Here is a 7,839-nt window from a genome sequence, read left to right as displayed (position 1 = left end):
CTAGACAGTCAGAAACCTAGACAGGAAGCGGCGTGCGGCCGTTAAGGCGCTCCGAAACACCCACAGATGAAGCAGGAGAGCCAAAATCTCCGTCGAATTGGTTGACGCCGGGCAGGGCATTCCGCCGTGCACGAACCGCGGCCACACGGAATGGTCAGCATGGACCTTTGCAGGGTCCGGACCAGCCGCATCCGGCGCTGAAAGCGGACTCCACGAGCGGATGCCGTGACCGGGTGGCCCGGTAGGCTGGGGTTCGACATGATTGAGCTGGAATTCTCGGAGCAGATCGCCGCACTGCGGGCCACGTTCGACGACATCCGGTCGGTGATCGATATCGATCGACTCCGCACCGATATCGCCGACCTGAATGAACAGGCTGGTGCGCCCGATCTGTGGGACGACTCCGACCACGCGCAGAAGGTGACCAGCCAGCTGAGCCATCGCCAGTCGGAGCTGGCCCGCATCGTGAGCATCGAGTCCCGCCTCGACGACCTTGAGGTGCTGGTGGAACTCGCCAACGCCGAGGGTGACCAGGATTCGGCTGACGAGGCCACCGCGGAACTCGCGAGCATCACGAAGGTGCTCGGCGACCTCGAGGTGCACACGCTGCTCAACGGCGAATTCGACGTGCGTCCGGCGGTCATCACCATCCGTTCCGGCGCCGGCGGCGTCGACGCGGCCGACTTCGCCGAGATGCTGCTGCGCATGTACCTGCGCTGGGCCGAGCAGCACAACTACCCCGTGCAGGTGCTCGACGTGGGCTACGCCGAAGAGGCCGGCATCAAGAGCGCGACCATCCAGGTGGATGCGCCCTACGCCTTCGGCACGCTGAGCGTCGAGGCCGGCACGCACCGCCTCGTGCGGATGAGCCCGTTCAACTCCGCCGGTAAACGCCAGACCTCCTTCGCCGCTGTGGAGGTGGTTCCGCTGATCGAGCAGACCGAGTCGATCGAGGTGCCCGAGAACGACATCCGGGTCGACGTCTTCCGCTCCAGCGGACCCGGCGGCCAGTCCGTGAACACGACCGACTCCGCCGTGCGCATCACCCACCTGCCCACGGGCACGGTGGTGAGCTGCCAGAACGAGAAGAGCCAGATCCAGAACCGGGCCGCCGCCATGCGCGTGCTGCAGTCCCGGCTGCTGTTGCTGCAGCGCGAGCAGGAAGCCGCCACCAAGAAGGAGCTGGCCGGGGTGATCACGGCCAGCTGGGGCGACCAGATGCGCAGCTACGTGCTCGCGCCGTACCAAATGGTCAAGGACCTGCGCACCAACTACGAGGTCAACAATCCCGGCCAGGTGTTCGACGGCGACCTTGACGGTTTCATCGCCGCCGGCATCCGTTGGCGCAAGCAGGCGCCGCAGGGTTAGAGCCTTGATCTGCGGGTCTGTCACCGGTTAGGTATGTCGGAGTAGGAATTATCAAGATGCCTGCCTAGGCTCAAGGGGCCATGATTCGTTTTGACACCATCACCAAGAAGTATCCGGGAACGAACCGACCGGCACTGGACGCCATCAGCGTCGAGGTGCTGCGCGGAGAGTTCGTCTTTCTCGTCGGTGCTTCCGGCTCGGGGAAATCGACTTGCCTCCGCCTTGTGCTGAAGGAAGACCGGCCCACCAGCGGCAGCATTCACGTGCTCGGACAGGACTTGCGGTCGATCTCCAACCGCAAGGTGCCCTATTTCCGCCGCAACATGGGCGTCGTCTTCCAAGACTTCCGCCTGCTGCCGAATAAGAGCGTTTTCGACAACGTGGCCTTCAGTCTGCAGGTGATCGGCAAGTCGCGCGGGTTCATCCAGGAAGCCGTGCCCGACACCCTCGAGATGGTCGGACTGGCCGAAAAGGCGCTGCGCCTGCCCCACGAACTCTCCGGTGGTGAGCAGCAGCGTGTTGCCATCGCCCGCGCCATCGTGAACAAGCCGCAGATCCTGCTGGCCGACGAGCCCACCGGAAACCTCGACCCCACCACCAGCGCCGGCATCATGGCCCTGCTCGAACGTATCAACGCCGCTGGCACGACCGTGATCATGGCCACCCACGAGGCCGGCATCGTCGACCAGATGCAGCGCCGCGTGATCGAACTCGTCGGCGGGCGCATCGTGCGCGACGAGCGCCAGGGTGGCTACGCCACCGCGGCCATCCCCACCACCACCGCCGGCACCGGGCGCCGTTCCGCCCGAGAGGTTCCCAGTGGCTCGTCGGGTGTGGCACCTGCGGCTGCGGCACCGTCATCCATTTTCGCGCCAGCCGCCGCCGCCGCTTCTGCCGCCGTGCCCACTGACGAGGTTCTGCCTGCGTCGCACCCTCCCCTCACCTTTCCACCGGTTCCCGTGCCGGCGCCGGTCGCCGAGCCTGCCGCGGCCCCGTTCTCAGCCAAAAGTCCGGCCGATCCGGCGCCCCTCGACGACGGATCGTCCGAGGACGCAGAAGTGGAAGCAGAAGCAGAAGCAGAAACGGACGCAGAAGCAGAAGCGGATTCCGCCGCCGATGCTTCGATGACCGACCTGAGCCGGGCCATGACCCGGCCGGTTCTTCCGATCACTCAGCACGACGTACCGGAGCAGTTGACCCTGGCCGAGAAGCTCGGGCTGCGCGCGCCGGGCGAAAAACCGGACCAGACCGGCGAACAGAATGTAGGGCCCACCCGATGAGACTCGGACTCGTGCTCTCCGAAGCAGCCAACGGCCTGCGCCGCAACGCTTCCATGGTCGTTTCCGTGGTGCTCGTGACCTTCATCTCGCTAACCTTCGTCGGCGCCGCGATCCTGATGCAGATGCAGATCGGCCAGATGAAGAACTTTTGGTACGACCGCGCCCAGGTGGGCATCTACATGTGCACCGCCATTTCGTCGGGTGAGACGTGCACGGCCGGGGAGGCCACGCCCGAACAGATTGACACGGTCAAGGCGCAGCTCGAGACCCCTACCCTGTCACCGTTCATCGACAAGTACTACTTCGAGACTCACGACCAGGCCTTCGAGAACTTCAAGAAGCAGTTCGCCGACAACCCGGTGGTCGACTACGTCACCGCTGACCAGTTGAACGAAACCTTCTGGGTCAACCTCGGCGATCCCTCGCAATCGGATGTGCTCGTAGAGGCTCTGTCCGGCGTCGCCGGGGTGGAGAACGTCGCGGACCAACGAAAGTACCTGGACCAGATCTTCTCCGTGCTGAACGTTGCCAGTTACACCGCGATCGGCATCGCCGCGCTGATGCTTGTGGCGGCGGCCCTGCTGATCGCCACCACCATCCGTCTCTCCGCGTTCTCCAGGCGGCGCGAGCTGGGCATCATGAGGCTGGTCGGGGCATCCAATCGGTTCATTCAAACGCCCTTCATCCTGGAGGGTGTTTTCGCGGCTCTGCTGGGATCGCTGCTTGCGGGAGGCGCCGTTCTCGGTCTCGTGTACTGGTTCGTGCAGGGCTATCTGGGCGAACGTCTGACCAACTTCTCCCTCGTCGGCATGCAAGACGCCCTCGTGGTGGTTCCGATCCTGTTGGTGGTCGGCGCGGTGCTGGCGGCCTTCTCCGCTCAATTCGCCATCACGCGCTATCTGAAGGTCTGACCTACTCCGCTCGGCCCGCCCCCAGAGCGCTAGACTGGTGGGCTGGTCGGCATCGCGTCCGAACACATCCACCGAGTCGAGGAGTATGCCGTGCCCAGGGAAATAGGCGAGAAGGTCGTCTCGACCAATCGCAAGGCACGCCACGATTACCTCATTGAGGAGACCTACGAGGCCGGAATGGTACTCAGCGGCACCGAGGTCAAGTCTCTCAGGGCCGGTCGGGCTTCGCTCGTCGACGGCTACGCTTTCATCGAGAACGGCGAGATCTGGCTGGACGCCGTGCACATCCAGGAGTACGTCGCCGGCACGTGGACCAACCACCCGCCGCGGCGCAAGCGTAAACTCCTGATGCACAAGCAGGAGATCATCAAAATCAGCCACAAAACCAAAGAGGGCGGCTACACGCTCGTCCCGCTGCGGCTCTACTTCAAGAACGGCAAGGCCAAGGTGGAGATCGCGGTCGCCAAGGGCAAGAAAGAGTACGACAAGCGCCAGACACTGCGCGAGCGCCAGGACAAGCGCGAGTCCGACCGGGCCATCTCCGCCCGAAAAAACCTCGGCGACTAGCCTTCCACCTCGTCGTATTGTAAGCTAATGGGCTACACGATCCATTCGGGCCGTGAGGATTGACACTCAGCAGATTGAAAACTCAACAGCGTGTGACAGTGACCCACTTGAATGCCGCCATGGTGGCAGTGAGTGCACATGGGGATGATCGGTTTCGACATTGCCTGCGCAATTATGAGAAGCGGGTCGAGGATGCAGGGTTATCTCGTAAACGATCTCTGCAAAACAATAAGTGCCAAATCAAACCGCACTGACTTCGCCCTCGCTGCCTAAGCGAGCGCACTAAGAAGTCCGCCAGGCCGGGAATGCTCTCTACCCGGACCCTGACGTCATTTAGAGAGATTGCTCCTACTCTGAGCCGCGGGGTGTAGGGGGACTTAAACGAGGGCTGGGCTCGTCGGATTAGATGCCAGCGGCAAATTCCGGAGCCGAGTAGAACGATTTCACTGGATACACCCGTAGAAGGCATATGACCACAGCAGTGGACGGGGGTTCAATTCCCCCCATCTCCACCACCGGTTGCTGTCACACGTTGTCGAGCCGAAAGGCCCGCAATCCACGTGATTGCGGGCCTTTCGTCACCCGTCGTCAGTTTCGTGGCCGCCCTCTTCTCGCTCCGCGAGTGGGCGGGGTCAGTCCCGGCGCGAGGGAGAGGCCGTGCTCGACCGGAGCACCAGGTGCGCCGGCACAAGGGTGGCGCCGGGGTGTGGCCGGTTTGACTCGATGAGTTCGAGCAGCTTCACCATGCAAAGGCGGCCGACCTCGCCGAAGTCCTGATGCACGGTGGTCAGAGGTGGGTAGAAGGAATCGGCGTCGGGCATGTCGTCGAAGCCGATCACGCTGACCGACTGCGGCACGGCGCGCCCGGACTCGTGCAGAGCCCGCAGGATGCCGAGGGCCATCTGGTCGTTCGCGGCGAAGATCGCCGTGACATCCTTGCGCGCGGCCAATGTCAGTCCGTGCTGGTAGCCCGATTTGCCGCTCCAGTCGCCCACCAGGGGCGGCGGCACCGGCGTGCCTGCCTCCTCGAGGGTCGCTCGCCAGGAGGCTGCCCGGCGACGGGCGGAGAACGCCGCGTCGGGCCCGGCCACATGCCAGACGGTGGTGTGGCCCAGGTCGAGCAGGTGCTGCGTGGCCTGGCGGGCACCGTCGACCTGGTCGGTGTCGACGACCGTGAATTGGCTTCCGGCATCGGAGTCGACGATCACCACGGGAACCCCAGTCGGGAGGGTGATCGACGCCCGGTCGAGAACCTGGGCCTCCATGATGATGACTATGCCGTCGACCGCCTGCTCGGCGAGCCGGGTGACGGCGCTGGCCACGCCGTCCTCAGTGTCGAGGGCGACCGGCAGGAGAGTGACCGAGTAGCCGGCGAGGGTGGAGGATGCGGTGACCGCATCGAGGGTGCGCATATTGCCGAACGTCGAGAGGGTGTAGAGCACGACTCCGATGGAACGGAATTGGCCGGACTTCAGTGAGCGGGCGGCGCTGTTGGGCCGGTAGCCGGCCTCGCCCATGGCGGCCAGAACTCGTTCCCGGGTGTCGTCGTCCACGTTGGTGCGACCGTTGACCACCCGCGACACGGTTTGGGAGGAAACCTTCGCCAGGGCGGCCACATCGGCCATCGATGGAAGTCGGGATGTCGCCGTGCGTCGTTGCGGGGGGTTGGTCATGCTTTCCATTTCCATATGTTTACGTAAACATGCTACCGTCCTGATACATCATGTTTACGTAAACATGACCGCGATCGGCAAACCGCAACCATGATGAGTTGAGAAGGCAAGCATGACAACGTTGTCACATCACCCCGCAGCCGGGTCGGCGACCCGCACGCAGCGCAGGCAGAAAAGAGACTGGACGGGCTGGCAATTCGTCGGCCCGTTCATGGTCGTCTTCGCCGTCGTGCTGATCGCTCCCGTGATCTACTCGGTCTACCTGAGCCTCTACAAGGACCAGTTGGTCGGCGGCAACTCGTTCGTCGGGTTCGCAAACTACGCCCAAGCCCTGTCGGATCCCAAGCTGTGGGAGTCCCTGGGTCGGGTCACCCTGTTCCTCGCCGTGCAGGTTCCGATCATGCTCGCCCTCGCACTCTTCGCCGCACTGGCCATCGACAGCGCCCGACTGCACCTGTCCCCGCTGTTCCGCATCGCGATCTTCCTGCCCTATGCCGTGCCGGCCGTGGTCGCAACGCTGATGTGGGGCTTCATGTACGGCACCCAGTTCGGCCTCGTCGGCAACCTGAACGACTTCTTCGGGATCACCATCCCCTCGCCACTATCCGGCACCTGGGTGCTCGCGTCGATCGGCAACATCGTCACCTGGGAATTCGTCGGCTACAACATGATCTTGTTCTACGCGGCGCTGCGGGTCATCCCCGCGGACCTGTACGAGGCGGCAGAGCTCGACGGTGCGGGAACCTTCCGGATCATCCGCAGCATCAAGTTCCCCGCTTTGCGGCCCGCCATGGTGATCGGAGCGATCTTCTCGATCATCGGAAGCTTCCAGCTCTTCAACGAGCCGAGCATCCTGCGCTCACTTGCCCCGAACGCCATCAGCACCTTCTTCTCCCCGAACATGTACGCCTACAACCTCTCCTTCTCGGGGCAGCAGTACAACTACTCGGCGACCATCGCCATTATCGTCGGTCTGCTCACCGCATCCATCGCCTACATCGTGCAGATCACCGGCACCCGAAAGGAGGTCTGAGATGGCCCTCACCACGCCCGAATCCCTGACCCCGGCCTCGACCGCAGTGCGCGAGACAACCGCCGCCACCCGCAGCATATCCCCGCGCCGATCCCGCTACGCCCGCCCCAGCGCCGGCAGTCAGCACAAGCGCAAGTCGGTGCTGCTGACGGTGGTCATGGTCGTCTTCCTGATCTACAGCCTGCTCCCGCTGTTCTGGCTGTTCGTCGGCTCGACGAAGACGCAGGCCTCGCTGCTCAACTCTTTCGGCCTGTGGTTCAGCGGCGACTTCGCCCTGTTCGACAACATCGCCCAGACGCTCACCTACGACGGCGGTGTCTTCGTGCGCTGGCTCGGCAACACGCTGCTGTACGTGGTCATCGGAGCGGGCGGGGCCACGTTCCTCGCGGCCCTCGGCGGGTACGGGCTGGCCAAGTTCAACTTTCCCGGCAAGAAGGCCGTCTTCGCCGTCGTGCTCGGCGCCGTGGCCATCCCCGGAACGGCCCTGGCCGTTCCCACCTTCCTCATGTTCAGCCAGCTCGGCCTGACGAACACCCCCTGGGCCGTGATCCTGCCGTCACTGATCAGCCCGTTCGGGCTATACCTGATCTGGACCTACGCTCTCGACTCCGTGCCCACCGAGGTACTCGAGGCCGCGCGGATGGACGGCGCGGGAGAGATCCGCACTTTCTTCACCATCTCCCTGCGGTTACTGGCCCCCGGGCTCGTCACCGTGCTCCTCTTCTCGATCGTCGGGACCTGGAACAACTATTTCCTGCCGCTGATCATGCTGAGCGAACCGACCTGGTACCCGCTCACCGTGGGCCTGAACCAGTGGAATCAGCAGGCGCAGACGGTGGGCGGTGACGTGATCTACAACCTCGTGATCACCGGCTCCCTGATCACGATCATCCCCATCGTGGTCGCGTTCCTATTTCTCCAGCGGTACTGGCAGTCGGGTCTGGCCGCCGGAAGCGTCAAAGCCTAACCATCCAAGCAGCCTCCATTCTCAAAGAAGTGAAGGGTTC

The 7,839-nt window shown here is 63.8% G+C and carries 7 protein-coding genes and 1 other RNA gene; 7 read left to right on the top strand and 1 reads right to left on the bottom strand.

What is annotated here, in order from left to right; genetic code table 11:
• Positions 1–258: 258 nt before the first annotated feature.
• The 5 genes from prfB to ssrA all read left to right on the top strand — a co-directional run bounded on the left by prfB (position 259) and on the right by ssrA (position 4,641).
• The gene (gene prfB, locus E3T34_RS00715; RefSeq protein ID WP_134341827.1) at positions 259–1,368 is read left to right on the top strand and encodes a peptide chain release factor 2; all 1,110 of its coding nucleotides are present in this window, start codon (positions 259–261) and stop codon (positions 1,366–1,368) included.
• 80 nt (positions 1,369–1,448) lie between these two features.
• On the top strand, positions 1,449–2,648 hold the full coding sequence (gene ftsE, locus E3T34_RS00710) for a cell division ATP-binding protein FtsE (RefSeq protein WP_134341826.1): 1,200 nt from the start codon (positions 1,449–1,451) through the stop codon (positions 2,646–2,648).
• Positions 2,645–3,559, top strand: a complete 915-nt coding sequence (gene ftsX, locus E3T34_RS00705; RefSeq protein WP_134341825.1) for a permease-like cell division protein FtsX — start codon at positions 2,645–2,647, stop codon at positions 3,557–3,559. The genes ftsE and ftsX overlap by 4 nt, the downstream gene beginning before the upstream one ends.
• A 90-nt stretch (positions 3,560–3,649) precedes the next feature.
• The gene (gene smpB, locus E3T34_RS00700; RefSeq protein ID WP_104193627.1) at positions 3,650–4,126 is read left to right on the top strand and encodes an SsrA-binding protein SmpB; all 477 of its coding nucleotides are present in this window, start codon (positions 3,650–3,652) and stop codon (positions 4,124–4,126) included.
• Between the two features lie 140 nt (positions 4,127–4,266).
• Positions 4,267–4,641: a transfer-messenger RNA gene (gene ssrA, locus E3T34_RS00695) on the top strand.
• Between the two features lie 117 nt (positions 4,642–4,758).
• Here the strand turns inward: ssrA and E3T34_RS00690 are convergent.
• A complete protein-coding gene (locus E3T34_RS00690) occupies positions 4,759–5,799 on the bottom strand; it encodes a LacI family DNA-binding transcriptional regulator (RefSeq protein WP_233191514.1) in 1,041 nt (346 codons plus the stop codon).
• A gap of 112 nt (positions 5,800–5,911) precedes the next feature.
• Between E3T34_RS00690 and E3T34_RS00685 the strand changes: the two genes are divergently transcribed.
• On the top strand, positions 5,912–6,832 hold the full coding sequence (locus E3T34_RS00685) for a carbohydrate ABC transporter permease (RefSeq protein WP_134341824.1): 921 nt from the start codon (positions 5,912–5,914) through the stop codon (positions 6,830–6,832).
• Position 6,833: 1 nt separating this feature from the next.
• The gene (locus E3T34_RS00680; protein ID WP_134341823.1) at positions 6,834–7,799 is read left to right on the top strand and encodes a carbohydrate ABC transporter permease; all 966 of its coding nucleotides are present in this window, start codon (positions 6,834–6,836) and stop codon (positions 7,797–7,799) included.
• Positions 7,800–7,839 lie beyond the last annotated feature (40 nt).

This window comes from Cryobacterium sp. TMT1-62 (assembly GCF_004403145.1).
GTDB classification, from domain to species: domain Bacteria; phylum Actinomycetota; class Actinomycetes; order Actinomycetales; family Microbacteriaceae; genus Cryobacterium; species Cryobacterium sandaracinum.
This window is presented reverse-complemented; position numbering and strand designations above follow the sequence as displayed.

Coding starts and splice junctions, on each gene's coding strand:
- prfB (WP_134341827.1), top strand. CDS start 259: ATGATTGAGCTGGAATTCTCGGAGCAGATCGCCGCACTGCGGGCCACG.
- ftsE (WP_134341826.1), top strand. CDS start 1,449: ATGATTCGTTTTGACACCATCACCAAGAAGTATCCGGGAACGAACCGA.
- ftsX (WP_134341825.1), top strand. CDS start 2,645: ATGAGACTCGGACTCGTGCTCTCCGAAGCAGCCAACGGCCTGCGCCGC.
- E3T34_RS00690 (WP_233191514.1), bottom strand. CDS start 5,799: ATGACCAACCCCCCGCAACGACGCACGGCGACATCCCGACTTCCATCG.
- E3T34_RS00685 (WP_134341824.1), top strand. CDS start 5,912: ATGACAACGTTGTCACATCACCCCGCAGCCGGGTCGGCGACCCGCACG.
- E3T34_RS00680 (WP_134341823.1), top strand. CDS start 6,834: ATGGCCCTCACCACGCCCGAATCCCTGACCCCGGCCTCGACCGCAGTG.